Here is a 19,577-nt window from a genome sequence, read left to right as displayed (position 1 = left end):
TTTGGCAAATACGCCCGCCGGAGGCGGTCCCACCTTCAAAGCAAACGCGGCACCCCATGCAAGAGCGCCGCGCTTTTGTTTGTCCATGATCCTGCGGATCACCTGGTGATGATTTCCGGCCCCATGAAGGTGGTCGGCAGCCAGGTCGACAGCCAGGGGATGTAGGTCACCATGATCAGGAAGACGAAGAGCACCGCGAGGAAGGGCAGCGCCGCCTTCACCACGCGCATCATCGGCATGCCTGCGACGCCCGAGGTAACGAAGAGGTTCAGGCCGACCGGCGGGGTGATCATGCCGATCTCCATGTTCACCACCATGATGATGCCGAGGTGAATCGGATCGATGCCGAGCTCGATGGCGATCGGGAAGACCAGCGGCGCGACGATCACCAGAAGGCCCGAGGGCTCCATGAACTGGCCGCCGATCAACAAGATCACGTTGACGATCACCAGGAAGATCACCGGGCCGAAGCCCGCGTCGAGCATGGCCGCGGCGATCTGCTGCGGGATCTGCTCGTCGGTCAGCACGTGTTTGAGGATCAGTGCGTTGGCGATGATGAACATCAGCGTGATCGTCAGCTTGCCCGCCTCGAACAGCGTGTCGCGGGTGTCGCGGTGGAAGAAGGCGGTGACCAGCGCGATCGGCTTCTTGATCAGCGGCAGGTTCGGTGCCCCGTCCTTGCCCGCCAGCGGGCCCATGTCCCGATAGACGAAGTTGGCGATGAAGAAGGCGTAGACCGCCGCCACCGCCGCCGCCTCGGTCGGGGTGAAGATGCCGCCGTAGATGCCGCCGAGGATGATGACGATGAGGAAGAGACCCCAGGCCGCCTCGCGACCCGAGCGGATCGCCTCGCCCCAGCCCATCCACTCGCCCTTCGGCAGGCCGCGGATGCGGGCGATGGCGTAGATGGTGATCATCAGCATGGTGCCCGCCATGAGGCCCGGGATCACGCCCGCCAGGAACATCCGGCCCACCGAGACATCGGTCGCCGAAGCGTAGACAACCATCACGATCGACGGCGGGATAAGAATGCCCAGGGTGCCGGCGTTGGCGATCACGCCTGCGGCGAAGTCCTTGGAATAACCCACCTGCCGCATGCCGGCGATGACGATCGAGCCGATGGCCACCACGGTCGCCGGCGACGACCCCGAGAGCGCCGCGAAGAGCATGCAGGCGAAGACGCCGGCGATGGCGAGGCCGCCGTGGAAATGGCCCACAAGCGAGATCGAGAAGCGGATGATCCGCCGGGCCACGCCGCCCGTCGACATGAAGGAGGAGGCGAGGATGAAGAAGGGGATGGCGAGCAGCGTGTAGTGCCCGGCCATGGCCTGGAACATCGACTGTGCCACGGAGGCCAACGAGGTGTCCGACAGCGCCAGCAGGAAGATGATCGACGACAGGCCCAGCGAAACCGCGATGGGCAGGCCGATCAGCATCAGACCGATGATGCAGACGAAAAGGAGAAAGACTTCCATAGGACTCAGTCCTCGCGGTTCATGTGGGCGACGTCATCGACGGCGTCTTCGGCTTCGTGGCTGACGATCAGGCTGTCCTGCTTGCCGGTCCAGATGTGCACGCCAGCCTGGACGAAGCGGAACAGCAGCAGCGCCATGCCGAAGGGCAGCATCGCGTAGGGGATGAAGCGCGGCAGTTTTTCGTAGTGCTCGCCCTCGTTGATCCAGGGCTCGATGAAACGCAGCCAGTCGGGCATCGGGATATCGACGACCTCGTACCAGGAGCGGTAAGAGGTGCGCTTCATCTCCTCGAAGCCGGTGGGGAACCAGCGGCCGGTAGTCTGCGGCAGGTTGGCGAAATTGGCCCAGTAGTCCCAGGCGCCCTTCAGCAGCAGGAAGGCGTAGAAGATGCAGAGCGCAGCCGCGACCAGCGCCAGGGTGCGGCGCAGGGTCGGTGGCAGCAGGCTGGTCACTGCGTCGACGCCGAGGTGCGCCGTAACCTTCACCGCGTAGCTCACCCCGAAGAGCACCAGCCAGGCAAAGAGGAAGGTCACCGCCTCGAGCCCCCAGATCACCCCGGTGTTGAACCCGTAGCGCAGGACGACGTTGACGAAGGTGAGAAGCGTCATCAGCCCGAGGATCACGGCGATCGCCGTTTCCTCCAGTTCGTTGACGAAGCGGCCCAGTGCCGAGCCGCCGTGCATGGTATTGGACATCTTGTCCCCCGCTATGCCGGATGGGTTGCCCCAAGATGAGTGTTCGGGTGTGAAAAGGCCCGGCCCCGCGCTCCGCAGGACCGGGCCGAAATCAACGGCGCCAGATCAGAACTGCGCGTTGAACTCCTGCGCGGCGGCGATGTTGTCGGCGCCGACCTCGCCTTCGAAGCGTTCCCAGACCGGCTTCATCGCATCGACCCAGGCCTGGCGCTGCTCGGGCGTCAGTTCGCGGATCACGCCGCCGGCGTCGAGGATTGCCTGACGGTTGTCGGCGTCGACCTCGGCGATCGCGGCATTGCGGGTGGCGGTCACCTCGTCGAGGATCTGGCCCATCTGCATGCGCACGTCCTCAGGCAGGCTTTCCCACCAGTCGACCGAGGTGACGACCATGTAGTCGAGCACGCCGTGGTTGGTCTCGGTGGTGCCGTCCTGCACCTCGAAGAACTTCTGGCCGTAGATGTTGGACCAGGTGTTTTCCTGGCCGTCGACCACGCCGGTCTGCAGCGCACCGTAGACCTCGGAGAAGGCCATCGGCTGCGGCGAGGCCCCGAGCTGTTCCATGTTCGCCTTCAGCACCTCGGAGGGCTGCACGCGGAACTTCAGGCCCTTGGCGTCCTCGGGCGAGATCAGCGGCTTGTTGGCCGAGAACTGGGTCAGGCCGTTGTGCCAGAAGCCAAGCCCGAGCAGGCCACGGCGCACCATCGATTCCTTCATGTCCTGACCGATGTCCGAGTTCTGGAACGCGTCGACGGCTTCCATGTTCTTGAACATGAACGGCAGGTCGAAGATGCGGAACACCTTGGTGAACTGCTCGAACTTCGACAGCGACGGCGCGGCCATCTGCACGTCGCCGTTCAGCATCGCCTCGAGCACCTGGTCATCGTTGTAGAGAGTCGAGTTCGGGAAGACCTCGACACAGGCCTTGCCGTCCATCTCCTCGTTCACGCGATCGGCGAACAGCTGCGCCGCGATCCCCTTGGGGTGCTTGTCGGTGTTGGTTACGTGGCTGAACTTGACGACGATTTCGCCATCGTCGCAGGCAGCGGTTGCGGCCTGGGTGCCGGACACGAGTGCGGTCACCGCGGCGGCGGTCATCAGAAACTTCTTCATGGTATCCTCCCGGAACTTCCGTTTTCCGTCCTCGGCGGCCCCGGTGCTCCCCATCGCGGCCGCTCTGGAGATGAAGAAATATCCCGGCGGAATTTCGCGCAAGATTTTTGCGAGGGCGGCGTAGCGATTTAATTTTTACTTTAATTTCAATTATATAAAATCATGACACCTCACTGACCACGAAACGCGCAAGGTGCGTTGTGCGATTTTCCGCACGGGTGACGGTGGGGCCTGTGCGGAAATCCGCACAGTTTTCGCACCGCCCGAAAACGGGGCACGCGGCCGGAATCGCCGCTTAGCGATAGTCCTCGGCGCGAATGCCGTATTTCGCCAGCTTGTCGTAGAAGGTCTTGCGCGGCAGCTTCAGTGCCTGCGCGGCGGCGCTTGCCTGCCCGCCAGTACGCTTGAGCGCCTCGACCAGCAGCGAGCGTTCCACCTGCGCCATGCGCTCGGTCAGCCCCAGCCCCTCGCCGCTGTCCTCGCTCTCGCCAAGCCCCAGCGCAAAGCGCATCGCCGCCGACATCAGCGCGCGTGTGTTGCCCGGCCAGTCGCGCGCGATGAGCGCCGAGACCACCTCCTCGGTGATCTCCGGCGGCTCCAGCCCGGCCTGCTCGGCAGCCTGCGCCACGTAGTGGCGGAACAGCACCGGGATGTCCTCGGGCCGTTCGGCCAGCGCCGGAATGTGGATCTGCATGACCTCGAGCCGGTAAAACAGCTCGGCCGAGAAGGCCCCGCTTTCGACCTCTTTCGCGAGATCGCGCACCGTGCCGGCGATGAGCCGCGCGCCGCCCTCCTCCAACAGATCGATCAGCGAGAGCTGGCTGTCCTTCGGCAATTGGCAAATCTCGTCGAGAAACACCGTGCCCGCCGCGCAGCCGCGCCAGAACTCACCCAGCGCCGCCCGGTCCAGCCCCGCGGCCGAGCGCTTCTCGAACGGCCCCTTGGAGCGGTTCGAGCAAAGGTGCACCACTTCGGCGACCTTGGAGATACCCGAGCCCGGCGCGCCGGAAATCAGCACGTCGGTCCCCGCACGGGCCGCCACCCGGCAGCGCGCGCGCAGCCCATCGGCCTTGCGCGAGATGCCAAAGAGCATGCGCGCCGCGGCATCGCCGGTCTCCAGCTCCGCCTTCAGCCGACGGTTCTCCAGCACCAGCGTGCGGGTGCGCAGCGCGCGCTCGACCACCGCGGTCAGATCGCCCGGAGCGCAGGGCTTCTCGAGGAAGTCGAAGGCCCCCGCCGCCATCGCCCGCACGGCCATGGGAATGTCGCCCTCGCCGGTCAGCAGGATCACCGGCAACTCGGGATCCTGCCGGTGGGCATAGTCGAGCAGGTGGAAGCCGTCGCGGCCCGGCATGCGGATGTCAGAGACGACAACACCGTCGAAAGCCGGCTCGATCAGCTCCTTGCACTCGACGAAGCTCCCCGCCGTCACCGCGTCGAGATCGGCCAACTCCAGCGTCTGGCCGAGCGCCTCGCGCACCGCCGCGTCATCGTCCACCAGCAGCACCCGACGTGTCATGCGCTCTTCTCCACCTGTGTGATCTCCTGCCCAGCCTGTCGCAGGTCGAGCGTGAATTGCGCGCCGCCGCCGGGCATGTTCTCGCCCCGCAGCTTGCCGCCGAAGCCCTCGACAATCCCATAGGAGATCGACAGGCCGAGGCCCATCCCTTCTTCCGGCCCGACCTCCTTGGTCGAGTAGAAGGGATCAAAGATGCGATCGGGTTCGCGGATGCCGGTGCCGCTGTCACGGATGGTCAGCCGCACCATTCCCGCCGCATCGTCATGCACCATCCGCAAGGTCAGGCGGCGCACCTCCTGCCCCTCCATCGCCTCCAGCGCGTTGGAGATCAGGTTGACCACCACCTGACTCAGCCGCACCTCGCCGCCCATGACGATGGCGGGTCGGTCGGGGCGCTGCCAGTCGACCGTCGCCCCGGTCTTCTCGATCTTGCGCTGCATCAGTTCCAGCGCCTGTTCCACCACCGCCGCCAGCCCGATGCGATGCGCCGGCCCCGGCTCGGCCTTGGCGAAGGCCCGCAGGTTCTTGATGATCCGCCCCATGCGGCCCGCCATGTCACTGATCCGCCCGAGGTTCTCGGCCGCGCGCTCTGGCTTGCCGCGTTCGAGGAAGGCCGCACCGTTCTCGGCAAACGAACGGATCGCCATCAGCGGCTGGTTCAGCTCGTGGCTGATCCCGGCGCTCATCTTGCCGAGCGCCGTGAGCTTGGAGGCCTGCACCAGCTCGGCCTGCGCGCGCTTCAGCGCGGCCTCGGCCTCCTGCCGCTCGACCACCTCGCGGCGCAGCGCGAGGTTGGCCTCCTCCAGATCTCGGGTGCGGGCCGAGACCCGCTCTTCCAGATCGAGGTTGATTGCCGCCAGCGCCTGCCGCCGCTCGACCGCGAACCACAGAAGCGCGAGGAAGAACAGCGCCCCCGCCCCCACCGCCGCCGCTTGCAGCAGCGCGTAGCGCCGGGCCGGGCGCACGTCGATCAGCAGCACGCCGGTCATGCCGATGACCGGCAGGTCGACGCTGCGGCGCAGGGCGCGGGCGGGAATGTAGGGCGACCAGTTCTGCGACAGGATCGTGTAGGTCTCAAGCTCGGTCGTTTCCGTATCGCGCCGCTTCCCGGTGGGCGAGACCATGGCGCCGTCGCCCTCGCGCCGCCAGCCGAGCAGCTCCGTGCGGTTGGTGACGAAGACCGTGCCGCTCTCGTCGAGGAAGAAGACAGCGGGCAGCGAGCCGCGCCAGTCGCGCTCCAGCACCGCCGCATCGACCACCACCACGAGCGCGCCGCGCACCTCGCCCGAGGGGGCGAAGCTCGGCGCGGCGAAGAAGAAGGCGCGGTCCGCATCCCCGGGCCCCTCGCCATGGGCAACGCCGAGCGCGCCGGTCAGGGCGCGGCGGAAATAGGCACTGCGGGCCACGTCCTCCGGCACCAGCGGGCCGGAGCTGGCCAGCACCTCCCCCGATCCGGCGACGTAGAAGGCGCTCACCGCGCCGGTCCGGTCTGCGGCGCCCAGCAGCATCTCGTCCGCCGGCGCGCGCGGCCCGCCCTCGAGCAAAGCCTCCAGCGCCGGGTGGCGGGCGGTGAGCACCGCAAATTCGCGGAACCGCTGCAGCTGGCTGACCAGCCGGTCCGAGGCGAGGTCGAGATCGCTCTGCCCGCGCGCCGCCAGCGGCCCCAGCGCCTGCAGGTAGCCGTAGTGCCACACGCTGCCCGACAGCGCGGCCAGGAAGGCGAGCGTCAGCGCCAGCCAGAGGGCGCGGCTCCGGGTCAGCAGGTCCCAGCTCATGGCCTGTCATAGCAAGAGCGCCCTTGCCAAGAAAGCGCGCGCGTGGCCTAGGCTTGCGGCATGACCACGATGAGACCCATGCACCACTTTTCCCGATCCCCGACCGACCCGGCCTTCGTGCAGGACCCCTACCCGTTCTACGACGAGATGCGCGCCACCGGCGACCTTGCCTACTGGGACGACTATGCCCTGCCCTGTGCGGTGTCGCAGCGCGCCGTCTCGGCGCTGCTGAAGGACCGCCGCTTCGGCCGCGAGGTGCCGCCGGAGATGGCCCCCGAGATCCCCGCGCATCAGGCGCCCTTCTACGCCGTCGAGGCGCATTCCATGCTGGAGCTGGAGCCGCCCCGTCACACCCGGCTGCGCGGGCTGGTGCTGCGCGCCTTCACCTCGCGCCGCATCGCCGCGCTGGGGCCGGAGATCGCCGCGCTGGCGCAGCGGCTGATCGACGAGATGCCCGAGAGCGGCGAGATCGATCTGCTCCCCGCCTTCTGCCAGCCGATCCCGGTGATCGTCATCGCGCGCCTGCTCGGCGTGCCCGAGGAGATGGCGCCGCAGCTGCTGCGCTGGTCGGCGGACATGGTCGGCATGTACCAGGCGCGGCGCGACATGGAGATGGAGGTGGCGGCGGCCACGGCGGCCACCGAGTTCTCGGACTTCCTGCGCGGCTACGTGAACAAGCGCCGCAAGAGCCCCGGGGACGATCTGCTGTCGCATCTCATCGCGGCCGAGGAAGGCGGCGAGAAGCTCTCGACCGATGAGTTGATCACCACCTGCATCCTGCTGCTCAACGCCGGGCACGAGGCGACGGTGCACACCATGGGCAACGGTATCAAGACGCTGCTGGAACAAGGCGTGACCATCACCGAGGAGAACGCAGCGCCCGTGGTCGAGGAGGTGCTGCGCTACGACCCGCCGCTGCACATGTTCACCCGCTACGCCTATGAGGAGGTCGAGGCCTATGGCCACAGCTTCCAGCGCGGCGATCAGGTGGCGCTTCTGCTCGGTGCGGCGAACCGTGACCCGGTCGTCTGGGCAGATCCCGCGCGGTTCGACCCGACGCGCCCCGCGGTGACCAACACCAGCTTCGGCGGCGGGCTGCATTTCTGCGTCGGCGCGCCGCTGGCGCGGCTGGAGCTCGTGACGGCCCTGCCGATCCTCTTCGCACGGCTCAAGGGGATGCAGCTGGCCGGAACGCCGAAATACGCCGACCTCTATCACTTCCACGGCCTCGAGGCGCTGAAGATCACGCGCTGATCAGGCCCGGAATTAAGGCGAAGCCGCCGGGCGACCGCAACCCCATGGGAAAGCCCTCGTCCGGCTCTCGTCGCACAAATGAAAAGGCGCGCCGCTTTCACGGCGCGCCTTTTTTCCGTCGATCCCGAGGGACCGCCGAAGGTCCGATCACGACAGGCGGCTGATCACCACCGTCACCTCGGGCTTCTTGCCGATCTCGTTGACCGCCGAGTTGCGCACGATGCGGCGCATGCCTTCCTCGAGCTTGTCGTCGTCGGTCAGGGTCTTCTCACCGGCGCGGCCAAGGAACTGGCTGAGGTCCTCTTCGAGGATGTCCACCAGCGGCGCATTGGAGCGGCCCAGCTCCGGCAGGCCCTTGAGCTCGCACCAGGGCTCGCCGAGCGGCTCGTCTTCCTCATCGAGGATCACCGTCACCACGACGTGGCCGTTCAGCGCCATGCGGATACGATCGCGCACGATGCCGTCGAGGGCGCCGATCTGCACCGAGCCATCGAGGTAGGTGCGGCCGCTCTCGACATAGCCCGCCACGGTGGGCTGGTTGCCCGAGAGGTCCACCATGGTGCCGTTGATCGCCAGCACCCCGGCGCGGCCCCGGCCCTCGGCGAGCTTCATGTGTTCGCGCAGGTGGCGGTGCTCGCCGTGCATCGGCACGACGATCTGCGGGTTGACGATGTCCTGCATGCGCTCGAGGTCAGGGCGGTTGGCGTGACCCGAGACATGGTACTTGCCGCCGTCGTCATCGACGATATCGACGCCCTTCTCCGACAGCGAGTTCATGATGTGGATCACGCCCTTCTCATTGCCCGGGATGGTCTTCGACGAGAAGAGGAACAGATCGCCCTCCTTCAGCTCGATGCCGTTGTACTTGCCGCGCGCCAGCTGCGCCGAGGCCGCCCGGCGCTCGCCCTGCGAGCCGGTGACGATCAGCATGACGTTCTCGCGCGGGATTTGCGTGGCGTCCTCGGGCGAGATGACCTTCGGGAAGGAGGTCACCACGCCGGTCTCGATCGCCGCCTCGATCATCCGGCGCATGGCGCGGCCGAGCAGGCAGATCGAGCGCCCGGCCCGCTCGCCGGCCTCGGCCAGCGTCTTCACCCGCGCCACGTTCGAGGCGAAGGTGGTGGCGACGACCATCTGCGGAGCGCTGGCGATCAGCGTCTCGATCTCGGGGCCGACGGTGATCTCGCTGCGGCCGGGGTGCTGCGAGAAGACGTTGGTCGAGTCGCAGATCAGCGCCTTGACGCCATCCTTCGAGACCTCGGCCCAGAGCTCGGGATCGAAGGCCTCGCCCACCACCGGGTTCGGGTCGAGCTTGAAATCGCCGGTGTGCACCAGCCGCCCGCCGGGGGTGTCGATGACCAGCCCCGAGCTTTCCGGGATCGAGTGCGAGATCGGCAGGAAGCCGACGGTGAAGGGTCCGGCCTTGATGGTCTCGGGCCAGGGCGAGACCGTGGTGACGGTCTCGGGCGAATGGCCGTATTCCGCCAGCTTGCCGCGGGCGATATTGGCGGTGAAGGCGCGCGCGTAGACCGGCACGCCGAGGTCCTCGAAGCAATGGCCGATGGCGCCCACGTGGTCCTCGTGGGCGTGGGTGATGAACACCGCCTCGAGCCGCTCGCGGTTTTCCTTCAGCCAGCTGATGTCGGCAAAGATGATGTCGACGCCGGGCGTCGTGTCCATGTCGGGGAAGGCGACGCCGATGTCGACGAGGATCAGGCGCTCCTCGCCCGGCTTGCCGTAGCCGTAGACATAGGCGTTCATGCCGATCTCGCCGGCACCCCCGAGGGGAAGATAGATGATGCGTTCACTGCTCATGTGCTTTGGCTCCTGCCAAGATTGTATGCGTGGATGACGGTGAGACCATGCATGGTCAAATCCTCCCGCCAGTCGTCGAAGAGGTCTTCGGATTGCTGGAAGAGCGGTGCCAGCCCACCGGTTGAGATGACGCGCATCGGCCGGTCACGTTCGGCCTTGATGCGCGCGCAGATTTCACGGACGAGGCCGACATAGCCCCAGAAAACGCCTGACTGCATGCAGGCGACGGTGTTTGTTCCGACCACGCGCTGTGGCTTGGTGATGTCCACATGCGGCAGCGCGGCGGCAGCCTGGTGCAGCGCCTCAAGGCTGAGGTTGACGCCCGGTGCGATCACCCCGCCCTCGTAGGCGCCGTCCTGTGCCACCACGTCGAAGGTTGTCGCGGTGCCGAAATCGACGACGATGAGATCGCCGCCGTAAAGATCATAGCCCGCCACCGTGTTCACCAGCCGGTCCGGCCCCACGTTGGTGCCGATATCCACCCGAACGTCCACGGGAAGCGCGCATTCGGGCTTGCCTACCACCATGGCTCGGGTGTTGAAATAGCGATCCGCCAGCACACGCAGGTTGAACACCACGCGCGGCACGGTCGAGGAAACGATCACATCGGTGATCTCGGCTTCGATCTTCTGGAACTCCATCAGCGTCGAGAGCCAGACGTAATATTGGTCGGCGGTGCGCTGGTGCTCGGTCGAGGTGCGCCAGGTCGCGAGGAAGCGCTCCCCGTCCCAGATCGAGAACACGGTATTGGTGTTGCCGCAGTCGATGGCCAGAAGCATGGGCCGCCCCCTCAGAAAAACACGTCTGCCGCGGCAATCGCCTGCCGGCCGCTGGCTGTCCTTAGGACAAGATTGCCGGCATCGTCCACCGTTTCGAAGGTGCCGGTAAATTCATGGCGCCCGGTCCGCGCGGTGATCACCGCGCCGAGCCGCGCCGCGCGCGACAGCCAGGCATCGCGCAGCCCGGCAAACCCCAGCGCGACGAAACGCGCTTCCTCCCACGCGTAGGCGGACGCGAGCACCGCGAGGAACTCCTCCGGCGTCACCCGCACCCCGGCCTCGGACATGAGCGAGACCGGGCGCAGCGCGCCCGGTTCGACCTCGCCCACGTCCGGCGCCCCGGCAAGGTTCACCCCCATGCCGATCGCCAGCCAGTCGCGCCCGCCGTGACGGCCGAGGCTCTCCAGCAGGATGCCCGCCACCTTGCCGCCATTGACCAGCACGTCGTTGGGCCATTTCAGCGCCAGCATGTCGGACCGGCCAGTGACGGCGACAAACGCCTCGTAGAGCGCAAGCGAGGCGACGAAGCTGCGCAAGGCCACCACCTGCGGCGGCTCCGACACCGGCAGCACCAGCGTCCCGGCAAAGTTCCCCGCGGGCATGGTCCAGGGCCGTCCGCGACGGCCGCGCCCGGCCACCTGGGTCAGGCCGAGTATCCACTCGGGGCCGGTCAGGCCCGGCACGATCCGCGCCGCCTCTGCGTTGGTGCTGTCCACCTCGGCCAGCACGCGCCGGCCATAGCCCTCAGGCCACATGCCCTGCCCTTTCATCTTTCCGAAAATACTCCCGCCGGAGGCGGACTCGCCAAAGGCGAAAAAAAGTGACGCGCCGGGGGCGCGTCACTGGATGGCTCCTACCCGAGGCGGGGCTCAGTTGACAAGGGTCGCCGCTGCCGCGGCCGCAGCCCCTTCGATGCCGAAGAGGTTCACCACCCCCGCGACCATGACGAAGGCCGAGACCGCCAGGAAGCCCCAGAGGATCGGCGAGCCTCCGGCGTCGAGCGCGTCCTCGCGGTCCTCGCCGAAGTACATGTAGAAGACGATCCGCAGGTAGTAGAAGGCACCGATGGCCGAGGCGATCGCCGAGGCCACGACGAGCCAGACCATGTCCTGCGCGATGGCCGCCTGCCAGACACCCAGCTTGGCGAAGAAACCCAGCAGCGGCGGCACGCCGGCGAGGCTGAACAGCAGCACCAGCATGGCCAGCGCCCGGCCCGGCTCGCGCTTGGAATACATGCCGAGCGCGCGGATGTCGGTGACCGGCTGGCCGTCCTTGCTCATCGACATGATGAAGGCGAAGGTGCCGACGTTCATCGTCACGTAGATGACCATGTAGATCAGCATCGCCTGCACGCCTGCCTCGGTGCCGGCGGCAAGACCGATCAGCGCGTAGCCCATGTGAGCGATCGAGGAATAGGCCATCAGGCGCTTGATGTTGGTCTGACCGATGGCGGCGATCGAGCCGAGGAACATCGACAGCACCGCGATCAGCGCGACCACCTGGCTCCAGTCCGCCACGGCCCCGCCGAAGGCGTCATGCATCACGCGGGCGAAGAGCGCCATGGCGGCAACCTTCGGCGCGGTGGCGAAGAAGGCGGTGACCGGGGTCGGCGCGCCCTGGTAGACGTCCGGTGTCCACATGTGGAACGGCACCGCGGAGACCTTGAACGAGAAGCCCGAGATCATCAGCACGAGGCCGATCAGCAGGCCGAGCGAGAGGTGACCCTCGGACGCAGCGTTGATGATGCCCGAAAAGAGCGTCGTGCCGGCAAAACCGTAGGTCAGCGAGGCGCCGTAGAGCAGCATGCCCGACGAGAGCGCGCCCAGCACGAAGTACTTCAGGCCCGCCTCGGTGGACATCTCGCTGTCGCGGCGCAGCGAGGCGACCACGTAGAGCGCCAGCGACATCAGCTCCAGCCCCATGTAGAGCGTCATCAGATCGCCCGACGAGACCATGACCATCATGCCGACGGTCGAGAGCGCCACGAGCACCGGGTACTCGAACTTCAGCATCTTGGTCTTCTGCATGAAGCCGAGGCCCATCACCAGCACGCAGGCCGCGGCGACGAGGATCACCACCTTGGCGAAGCGCGAGAAGGCGTCGTCGATGAACATGCCATGGAAGGCCGCGGTGGTTCCGGAACCGGCGGTGCCGATCCACAGCGCGAGGATCGCCATCACCGCGGCGGTGAGCCAGACCAGCGCCGGGGCGAGCTTGTCCTTGCCGGTATAGACCGCGCCGAGCAGCGCCAGCATGGCGTAGACCGACAGCAGCAGCTCCGGAAGGATGGTGTTCAGATCAGCCGAGATCATGCCTCGCCCCCTCAGTGGTTCGCTTCGGCCACGGTGCTGCCGCCGAGATCGGCGGCCGCCACGGCCGTATCATAGTGGTTGACCAGCGCCTCGACCGACGGGCCGATGATGTCCAGTGCGGCGGCGGGGTAGACCCCGAGCCAGAGGGTCATCACGACCAGCGGCGCGAAGGTCCAGCGCTCGCGGGTGTTCATGTCCTGGATGGTCTTCAGGCTCTCCTTGATGAGATCCCCGAACACCACGCGGCGGTAGAGCCAGAGCGCATAGGCCGCCGAGAGGATCACCCCGGTCGCGGCCACGGCGGCAACCCAGGTGTTGACCTGGAAGATGCCCATCATCGTCAGGAATTCACCGATGAAGCCCGAGGTCCCCGGCAGGCCGACGTTGGCCATGGTGAAGAACATGAAGATCAGCGCATAGGCCGGCATGCGGTTCACGAGGCCGCCGTAGGCGTCGATCTCGCGGGTGTGCATGCGGTCGTAGATGACGCCGACGCAGAGGAAGAGGGCGCCCGAGACGAAGCCGTGGCTGATCATCTGGAAGATCGCGCCGTCTACGCCCTGCTGGTTGGCCGAGAAGATGCCCAGCGTCACGTAGCCCATGTGGGCGACCGACGAATAGGCGATGAGCTTCTTCATGTCCTCCTGCACCAGCGCGACGAGCGAGGTGTAGACGATGGCGATGGCCGACATCCAGAACACCAGCGGTGCCAGCACCTCCGAGCCCACGGGGAACATCGGCAGGCTGAAGCGCAGGAAGCCGTAGCCACCCATCTTCAGCAGGATCGCCGCCAGCACCACCGAGCCTGCCGTGGGCGCCTGCACGTGCGCGTCCGGCAGCCAGGTGTGCACCGGCCACATCGGCATCTTCACCGCGAAGGAGGCGAAGAAGGCCAGCCAGAGCATTGTCTGCAGCCCGCCGACGATGTGGATGCCGAGCACCGAGAAGCCCGCCGTCGAGAACTCATGCGTCAGCAGCGTCGGGATGTCGAGCGTGCCGGCATCGGCATACATCGCGACGATCGCCACCAGCATCAGCACCGAGCCGAGGAAGGTGTAGAGGAAGAACTTGAAGGACGCGTAGATGCGCTCCTTGCCGCCCCAGATGCCGATGATCAGGAACATCGGAATGAGGCCCGCCTCGAAGAACAGGTAGAAGAGCACCAGGTCCAGCGCCATGAACACGCCGAGCATCAGCGTTTCCAGCAGCAGGAAGGCGATCATGTACTCCTTGACCCGGGTCTTCACGCCCCAGGAGGCGAGGATGGTCAGCGGCATCATGAAGGTGGTGAGCATCACGAAGAGCACCGAGATGCCGTCGACGCCCATCTTGTACTTGAGCCCCATGATCCAGCTGCCCTCTTCGACCATCTGGAAGCCGGTGTTGGCCGGATCGAACTGGAACAGGATGAACAGCGAGATCACGAAGGTCGCCGAGGTCGCGATCATCGCGAGCCATTTGGCGTTCCGGTCCGCCGCGGCGTCGCCGCCGCGCAGGAACAGCGCGAGGATCAGCGCCGCCAGCGCGGGCAGGAAGGTGACGATGGAGAGAAGGTTGGCCATTAGTGAGCCCCTCCGAGGATCGACATCCAGGTGACAAGAACGGCGATGCCGATCACCATGGCGAAGGCGTAGGTGAAGATGTAGCCGGACTGGGCGCGGCCCGCGAGCTTGGTGAAGAATGGGATGATCCCCATCGCCACGCCGTTGATCGAACCGTCGATGACATTGCCGTCACCCCGCTTCCAGAAGAAGCGTCCGATCGCCTTGGCCGGCTGCACGAAGATGAAGTCGTAAATCTCGTCGAAATACCACTTGTTCAGCAGGAAGAGGTACAGCGGACGCTGGTTCTCGGCCAGACGCTTCGGCAGCGCCGGGTTCACGATGTAGAACAGATACGCGACGCCGAAGCCGATCAGCATGGCGAAGAACGGCGAGACCTTGACCCAGACCGGCGCGTGGTGCGCCTCGTCCATCACGTGGTTGTCGGGGCCCATGAAGATCGCGCCCTCGGGGGCCATGCCGGTCGCGACATGCGTCGCTGCCTCGGCGTGGCCTTCCTCAGCCGCGGCTTCGGTCGCTTCGGCACCATGCTCCTCGGTCGCGACGGCGGTCTCTTCGCCGTGCTCCTCGGTGGCAGCCGCGTGCTCTTCGCCCGCCGCCTCACTGTGACCCTCTTCCGAAGCCTCCGCGTGATGCGCGGGGATGCCGAAGAAGCTGTTGACCTTGTTGTGGTCGCCGAAGAACGGACCGTAGAAGACCATCCCGGCAAGGACCGCGCCCACGGCGAGGACCGCCAGCGGAATGGTCATGACCTTGGGGCTTTCATGCGCATGCTCATGCGTGTGCTTGTCGCCGCGCGGACGGCCGTAGAAGGTCAGGAAAATCAGGCGCCAGGAGTAGAACGAGGTGAACAGCGCCGCGATGACCAGCATCCAGAAGGCGTAGCCGCCGCCGGTGCCCGCCCATGCACTCTCGATGATCGCGTCCTTCGACAGGAAGCCTGCAAAGCCGATGTGGGTCAGCGGGATGCCGACGCCGGTGATCGCCAGCGTGCCGATCATCATCGCCCAGAAGGTGTAGGGGATCTTGCCGCGCAGGCCGCCGTAGTTCCGCATGTCCTGCTCGTGGTGCATCGCGTGGATCACCGAGCCGGCGCCGAGGAACAGCATCGCCTTGAAGAAGGCGTGGGTCAGCAGGTGGAACATCGCCGCCGAGTAGACGCCGACGCCCGCCGCCACGAACATGTAGCCGAGCTGCGAACAGGTCGAATAGGCGATCACGCGCTTGATGTCGTTCTGCACGAGGCCGACCGTCGCAGCGAAGAAGGCGGTGGTGGCGCCGAGGAAGGTGACGAAGGCCATCGCCTCGGGCGCGTATTCCATCAGCGGCGACATGCGGCAGACGAGGAACACGCCGGCGGTCACCATGGTCGCGGCGTGGATCAGCGCCGACACCGGGGTCGGGCCTTCCATCGCGTCGGGCAGCCAGGTGTGCAGCAAGAGCTGCGCCGATTTGCCCATCGCGCCGACGAACAGCAGGAAGGCCAGCAGGTTCGCCGCATTCCAGTCGGTCCAGAGGAAGGTGAGCTGCGTCTCCGCCAGCTGCGGCGCCGCGGCGAAAATGTCGTCGAAGCGGATCGAGTCGGTGAGGAAGAAGAGGCCCAGGATGCCGAGCAGGAAGCCGAAGTCGCCCACGCGGTTCACGATGAAGGCCTTCATTGCCGCCGCGCCCGCCGAGGGTTTCTTGTAGTAGAAACCGATCAGCAGGTAGGACGCGACGCCCACGCCTTCCCAGCCGAAGAACATCTGCACGAGGTTGTCCGAGGTTACCAGCGCGAGCATCGCGAAGGTGAAGAAGGACAGGTAGGCAAAGAAGCGCGGCTTGTAGCTCTCGCCTTCCTTGAACTGCGGGTCATGCGCCATGTAGCCGAAGCTGTAGAGGTGCACGAGCGCCGAAACCGTGGTGACCACGATCAGCATGATCGCCGTCAGGCGGTCCGAGCGGATCGCCCATTCGGTGCTCAGCGAGCCGGACTCGATGAAGCGGAACAACGGTATGGTCTCTGCCTCGCCGAGGAAGAGGAACACGATCCAAGACAGCAGGCAGGCCAGGAACAGCAGGCCCGTGGTCACCCACATGGCCCCCTTCTCGCCGATGAAGCGCCAGCCGAAACCCGCCAGCACGGCCCCGAGCAGCGGGGCAAAGAGAATGATCGTCTCCATGGGCGGTCAGCCTTTCATCACGTTGACGTCTTCCACGGCGATGGAGCCGCGGTTGCGGAAGAAGCAGACGAGGATCGCGAGGCCGATCGCCGCCTCGGCGGCTGCCACGGTCAGCACGAAGAGCGTGAAGACCTGCCCCGCGAGATCGCCCAGGAAGGACGAGAAGGCGACGAAGTTGATGTTGACCGAGAGCAGGATGAGCTCGATCGACATCAGCAGGATGATCACGTTCTTCCGATTGAGGAAGATCCCGAAAATCCCGATGACGAACAGCACGGCCGCCACCGTCAGGTAATGTTCAAGTCCGATCATGCATCCCTCCGGGTCTCTGCCCCGATCCTTCTAGTCCCTCGCGGCCCTTTTCCGGGTGGGTCCGCGTCATATCCCGTTGCCCGCCGCGCCTGCCCCTCCCGGGCGGCACGGCGGTCTGATTTCAGAGCCCCTGCCCGGGCTTCACGTCCTTCATCTCCAGCGCCTTGGCCGGGTCGCGCCACATCTGGTGCAGCACGTTCTGGCGCTTGACGTTGGTGCGGTGGCGCAGCGTCAGCACGATCGCCCCGATCATCGCGACCAAGAGGATCAGGCCAGCCAGCTGGAACAGCAGGAAGTAGCGGTCATAAAGCAGCACGCCGAGCGCCACGGTGTTCTGCATCTCCTCGGGCGCGGGCGCCGGGGCCGAAAGCTGGCTCGAGGCCAGTTCCGAGGCCTGCCAGCCGCCGAAGGCCATGCCGAGTTGCATCAGGATGACCACGCCGATGAGCAGCGCCAGCGGCATGTATTTCGCCATTCCCGCACGCAGCTCGGCGAAATCGACGTCGAGCATCATCACCACGAAGAGGAAGAGCACCGCCACGGCACCGACGTAGACGATGACCAGCAGCATCGCGACGAATTCCGCGCCCAGCAGGACGAAGAGCCCCGCCGAGCTGAGGAAGGCGAGGATCAGCCAGAGCACCGAGTGCACCGGGTTGCGGGCGATCACCGTGAACAGCCCGCCCACGATGGCGCAGAGCGAAAAGAGGTAGAAGGCGAACACGGTCATTTTGCGTCATCCTTGTTGTCTTCCATCACCTCGCGCGCAAGCTCCATGGCGCGGGTCATGGCGGGTATGCCGGCGAACATCGACATATGCGCGATGGTCTCGGCGATCTCGTCTTTCGTGGCGCCGGCCTCCATGAGGTGGCGCACAGTCATGCGCACCGGCGTGTCGGCCTGTGCGCCCTGCATGGTCAGCCCGGCCAGCGTCAGCAGCAGCCGGGTCTTGGCGTCGAGCCCGTCCTTCGACATGCCCTTGCCGAACCAGAACTCCATGATGTCCTTGGGCATGGTCGGCCAGAGCTTCTCGAACTCCTTCGGCGCGAAGCTCTCCAGCGCGGGGTTGAAGGCTTTCGCCATCTCCTGCGCCTGGGTCATCATCAGCTCGAAGGGCGTCTTGTCGAAGGGCATCTTCGGATCGGTCATGACCGCACTCCTTTCAGCGCGCACCCTTCCCGGCCCCGCGCGTCGGCGCGGAGGGCTTGGCGGAGGGTGATGGCGGCGGTGGCGGTCATGGTGTCCTTTGATGCGTCGGGTGTCAGCGGTAGGGGGCGTCGAGTTCGAGGTTGCGGGCGATCTCGGCCTCCCAGCGCTCGCCGTTCGCCAGCAGCTTCTCCTTGTCGTAGAAAAGCTCCTCGCGGGTCTCGGTCGAGAACTCGAAGTTCGGCCCCTCGACGATGGCATCCACCGGGCAGGCTTCCTGGCAGAAGCCGCAGTAGATGCACTTCGTCATGTCGATGTCGTAGCGCGTGGTGCGGCGGCTGCCGTCGTCCCGCGGCTCGGCGTCGATGGTGATGGCCTGCGCCGGGCAGATCGCCTCGCAGAGCTTGCAGGCGATGCAGCGCTCTTCGCCGTTGGGATAGCGGCGCAGCGCGTGCTCGCCGCGGAAGCGCGGAGACAGGTAGCCCTTCTCGTGCGGGTAGTTCAGCGTGGGCTTGGGCGCAAAGAAGTAGCGCAGGCCCAGCTGGAAGCCCTTGATGAAGTCCGCCAGCAGGAAATACTTGGCTGCCCGGCCGTAGTCGATCGATGCCATGGTTGCTTAACCTCCCGTGGTCCAACGGGCGAAGACGCCCCAGAACCATCCGAATTTCGCCGCGAAGGACACGAAGACCACCCAGAACAGGCTGAACGGCAGGAACACCTTCCAGCCAAGGCGCATCAGCTGGTCGTAGCGGTAGCGCGGGGTGATCGCCTTCACCATCGCGAAGATGAAGAAGAAGAACGCCATCTTCGCGACCATCCACAGCACGCCGTCGGGCAGGCCGGGGATCGGCGACAGCCAGCCGCCGAAGAACAGCAGCGAGGTCAGCGCGCACATCAGGAAGATCGCGATGTATTCACCTGCCATGAACAGCAGGAAGGGCGTCGAGGAATATTCCACCTGGTAGCCGGCCACCAGTTCGGATTCCGCTTCGGGAAGGTCGAACGGCGGACGGTTGGTCTCGGCCAGCGCCGAGATGAAGAACAGGAAGACCATCGGGAAGTGCGGCAGCCAGTACCAGTTGAAGAAGCCGAAGCTGCCGTCCTGGGCGCGCACGATGTCGCCGAAGTTCATCGAGCCGGTGGAGATGATCACGCCGATGATGATCAGGCCGATCGACACCTCGTAGGAGATCATCTGCGCCGCCGAGCGGAGCGAGCCGAGGAACGGGTACTTCGAGTTCGACGCCCAGCCCCCCATGATCACGCCGTAGACCTCGAGCGAGCTGATCGCCATCACGTAGAGGATCGCCACGTTGATGTCCGCCAGCACCCAGCCGTCGTTGAACGGGATCGCCGCCCAGGCGATCATCGCGCAGACGAAGGAAATAATCGGTGCCAGCAGGAAGACGGCCTTGTCAGAGCCCGCCGGGATCACCACTTCCTTGAGGATGTATTTCAGAGCGTCCGCCACCGACTGGAGAATGCCGAACACCCCCACGACGTTGGGGCCGCGCCGCATCTGGACGGCGGCCCAGATCTTGCGGTCGCCGTAGACCAGGAACAACAGCGAGATCATCACGAAGGCCACGACCGCAAGGGTTTGCGCGAGCACAAGGATGAAGATGCCGAAGGGGGTCGCGAAGAAGTCTGCCATCAAGTGT

The 19,577-nt window shown here is 65.9% G+C and carries 17 protein-coding genes; 1 reads left to right on the top strand and 16 read right to left on the bottom strand.

Translation table 11 applies throughout. The features are described 5' to 3' along the window. Positions 1–98: 98 nt before the first annotated feature. The 5 genes from BM397_RS01085 to BM397_RS01065 form a co-directional block, all read right to left on the bottom strand. Positions 99–1,475: a TRAP transporter large permease gene (locus BM397_RS01085; protein ID WP_092426409.1), complete on the bottom strand. Its 1,377-nt coding sequence runs from the start codon at positions 1,473–1,475 to the stop codon at positions 99–101. Between the two features lie 5 nt (positions 1,476–1,480). After that, entirely contained in the window at positions 1,481–2,170 is a 690-nt protein-coding gene (locus BM397_RS01080; RefSeq protein ID WP_092426411.1) for a TRAP transporter small permease, read from the bottom strand. A gap of 105 nt (positions 2,171–2,275) precedes the next feature. Continuing rightward, the gene (locus tag BM397_RS01075; protein ID WP_092426807.1) at positions 2,276–3,280 is read right to left on the bottom strand and encodes a TRAP transporter substrate-binding protein; all 1,005 of its coding nucleotides are present in this window, start codon (positions 3,278–3,280) and stop codon (positions 2,276–2,278) included. Positions 3,281–3,575: 295 nt separating this feature from the next. Further along, positions 3,576–4,799 (bottom strand): sigma-54-dependent transcriptional regulator, encoded by a 1,224-nt coding sequence (locus BM397_RS01070; protein WP_092426412.1) that lies wholly within the window; start codon positions 4,797–4,799, stop codon positions 3,576–3,578. After that, complete coding sequence (locus tag BM397_RS01065) at positions 4,796–6,574, bottom strand: sensor histidine kinase (RefSeq protein ID WP_092426414.1); 1,779 nt, start codon at positions 6,572–6,574, stop codon at positions 4,796–4,798. The genes BM397_RS01070 and BM397_RS01065 overlap by 4 nt, the downstream gene beginning before the upstream one ends. Positions 6,575–6,652: 78 nt before the next feature. On the opposite strand from BM397_RS01065, the gene BM397_RS01060 reads away from it, so the two are divergent. Further along, positions 6,653–7,828: a cytochrome P450 gene (locus BM397_RS01060; RefSeq protein ID WP_092426417.1), complete on the top strand. Its 1,176-nt coding sequence runs from the start codon at positions 6,653–6,655 to the stop codon at positions 7,826–7,828. 147 nt (positions 7,829–7,975) lie between these two features. On the opposite strand, the gene BM397_RS01055 is transcribed toward BM397_RS01060, so the two are convergent. The 11 genes from BM397_RS01055 to nuoH form a co-directional block, all read right to left on the bottom strand. Further along, positions 7,976–9,643 (bottom strand): ribonuclease J, encoded by a 1,668-nt coding sequence (locus BM397_RS01055; RefSeq protein WP_092426419.1) that lies wholly within the window; start codon positions 9,641–9,643, stop codon positions 7,976–7,978. Beyond that, positions 9,640–10,422 (bottom strand): type III pantothenate kinase, encoded by a 783-nt coding sequence (locus BM397_RS01050; protein WP_092426421.1) that lies wholly within the window; start codon positions 10,420–10,422, stop codon positions 9,640–9,642. Before BM397_RS01050 ends, BM397_RS01055 begins: the two co-directional genes overlap by 4 nt. Positions 10,423–10,433: 11 nt before the next feature. Beyond that, the gene (locus BM397_RS01045) at positions 10,434–11,192 is read right to left on the bottom strand and encodes a biotin--[acetyl-CoA-carboxylase] ligase (protein ID WP_092426423.1); all 759 of its coding nucleotides are present in this window, start codon (positions 11,190–11,192) and stop codon (positions 10,434–10,436) included. A 99-nt stretch (positions 11,193–11,291) separates the two neighbouring features. Beyond that, positions 11,292–12,734 (bottom strand): NADH-quinone oxidoreductase subunit NuoN, encoded by a 1,443-nt coding sequence (gene nuoN / locus BM397_RS01040; RefSeq protein ID WP_092426425.1) that lies wholly within the window; start codon positions 12,732–12,734, stop codon positions 11,292–11,294. 11 nt (positions 12,735–12,745) lie between these two features. Beyond that, entirely contained in the window at positions 12,746–14,296 is a 1,551-nt protein-coding gene (locus tag BM397_RS01035; protein WP_092426428.1) for an NADH-quinone oxidoreductase subunit M, read from the bottom strand. Further along, entirely contained in the window at positions 14,296–16,458 is a 2,163-nt protein-coding gene (gene nuoL / locus BM397_RS01030; RefSeq protein WP_092426430.1) for an NADH-quinone oxidoreductase subunit L, read from the bottom strand. Before nuoL ends, BM397_RS01035 begins: the two co-directional genes overlap by 1 nt. 6 nt (positions 16,459–16,464) lie before the next feature. After that, positions 16,465–16,770 (bottom strand): NADH-quinone oxidoreductase subunit NuoK, encoded by a 306-nt coding sequence (nuoK, locus tag BM397_RS01025; RefSeq protein WP_066100814.1) that lies wholly within the window; start codon positions 16,768–16,770, stop codon positions 16,465–16,467. Between the two features lie 121 nt (positions 16,771–16,891). Next, positions 16,892–17,500 (bottom strand): NADH-quinone oxidoreductase subunit J, encoded by a 609-nt coding sequence (locus BM397_RS01020; protein ID WP_092426433.1) that lies wholly within the window; start codon positions 17,498–17,500, stop codon positions 16,892–16,894. After that, positions 17,497–17,919, bottom strand: a complete 423-nt coding sequence (locus BM397_RS01015; RefSeq protein WP_240989017.1) for a carboxymuconolactone decarboxylase family protein — start codon at positions 17,917–17,919, stop codon at positions 17,497–17,499. The genes BM397_RS01020 and BM397_RS01015 overlap by 4 nt, the downstream gene beginning before the upstream one ends. 112 nt (positions 17,920–18,031) lie before the next feature. Beyond that, positions 18,032–18,526: an NADH-quinone oxidoreductase subunit NuoI gene (gene nuoI / locus BM397_RS01010; protein WP_092426435.1), complete on the bottom strand. Its 495-nt coding sequence runs from the start codon at positions 18,524–18,526 to the stop codon at positions 18,032–18,034. 6 nt (positions 18,527–18,532) lie between these two features. Beyond that, positions 18,533–19,570 carry an NADH-quinone oxidoreductase subunit NuoH gene (gene nuoH, locus BM397_RS01005; protein ID WP_092426437.1) on the bottom strand — a complete coding sequence of 346 codons (1,038 nt, stop codon included), beginning with the start codon at positions 19,568–19,570 and terminating at the stop codon, positions 18,533–18,535. Between the last annotated feature and the right edge of the window lie 7 nt (positions 19,571–19,577).

The sequence above is a fragment of the Alloyangia pacifica genome (genome assembly GCF_900116195.1).
Classification (GTDB): Bacteria; Pseudomonadota; Alphaproteobacteria; order Rhodobacterales; family Rhodobacteraceae; genus Salipiger; species Salipiger pacificus.
This window is presented reverse-complemented; position numbering and strand designations above follow the sequence as displayed.